Source organism: Leptospira ainazelensis (genome assembly GCF_016918785.1).
GTDB lineage: Bacteria > Spirochaetota > Leptospiria > Leptospirales > Leptospiraceae > Leptospira > Leptospira ainazelensis.
The window spans coordinates 1-1,086 of the sequence record NZ_JAFFPT010000043.1; the positions used below are offsets into that span (position 1 = coordinate 1).

Genomic DNA, 1,086 nt, shown 5'->3' on the forward strand with positions numbered 1-1,086 from the left:
GCAATGTGGCTTTAGCCCGGAGTGAGCGCGAGCGGGAACCGTGAGTCGCGAACGGAGTGAGAAGCCGAAGTTAGACGGCGTGCCCCAAAATTAAACGGAAATTGGATTTTTATAGCTTATCCCAAGCAGGAACTTTACCATCACTATTGATCGCAGTAAGAACACTTCTAAAATCAGAGAAAATTTGCTTCTTAGTCTTGCCTTTATAATATTTTTCGAAGTACTGAGAAGTTTCAAGATCTTGTATTTCTTTGGTAAATGCGTATAGTGCTAACTGATTTATTGAAACGCCCTGCTCTTCAGCTACTTTTTCAATTTTATGTTTCAATTCAGAAGGAATTCTAATAGTTAATACGCTAGCTTTTGTTTTCATAATTCTCCCTCCAATAGTTCATAAAATTCGATGGTGTTATAACTTTCAAATCTTGAAATTTTAAATCGTTGTCTATTAGATAATCTTTTACGTTACTAGTAATTAAATAATCCGCGTTACAAGCTATCGCAAGTTCAACAAAATTATTATCGTCTTCATCGCGCAAGTTCGGACGAAAGGCAAAATAAATCGTTTGTGGATAACTTACATAAGCAATAAATCCTAATATCTTTTTTATTTCTTTATAATTAATTCCTAAATCTACTTTCGAAGTCCGCCTATTTAATACTTCTTCGTATTCTTTAAATACTGGTATCGATAATCCTAACTTAATTTTCTGATCAAAAATTAATTCCAAAATTGCTCGTGAAGCCCCTTTTTTTGCTCTCAAAGCTTGATAGAGGACATTTGTATCTAAGACGACTTTCAATATCTAAATGATAGCACATATACTATCAAAAGTCAACACTAATTTGTCTTCTTGCACGAAGCCTGGGGCATGTTCGTCTAACGAAAGAAGCTTGCCGACGTCGCGTCCCCGAGCGCTTGTGCGCGAAAGGGTCGCGAACTTCTCTTACCGAAAATCTCTTCTTTTACTGTTAAACTAAGTTCGCGAAGCGATGTGTCGGAGACCGTAGTGAGTCCGAACGGGAACCGTGAGTGACGAACGGAGCGGCAAGCGTTAGTTAGGCGAGCGTTCCGCGAGCGCCAAG

At 38.6% G+C, this 1,086-nt stretch carries 2 protein-coding genes; both read right to left on the reverse strand.

Annotation, left to right across the window (positions count from 1 at the left end):
• Positions 1-109: 109 nt before the first annotated feature.
• On the reverse strand, positions 110-373 hold the full coding sequence (locus JWG44_RS11135) for a toxin-antitoxin system HicB family antitoxin (RefSeq protein WP_205275029.1): 264 nt from the start codon (positions 371-373) through the stop codon (positions 110-112).
• Positions 357-803, reverse strand: a complete 447-nt coding sequence (locus JWG44_RS11140; protein ID WP_205275030.1) for a putative toxin-antitoxin system toxin component, PIN family — start codon at positions 801-803, stop codon at positions 357-359. The genes JWG44_RS11135 and JWG44_RS11140 overlap by 17 nt, the downstream gene beginning before the upstream one ends.
• Between the last annotated feature and the right edge of the window lie 283 nt (positions 804-1,086).

Excerpts from the sequence above, each read along its gene's own strand:
- JWG44_RS11135 (WP_205275029.1), bottom strand. The coding sequence starts at position 373 with ATGAAAACAAAAGCTAGCGTATTAACTATTAGAATTCCTTCTGAATTG.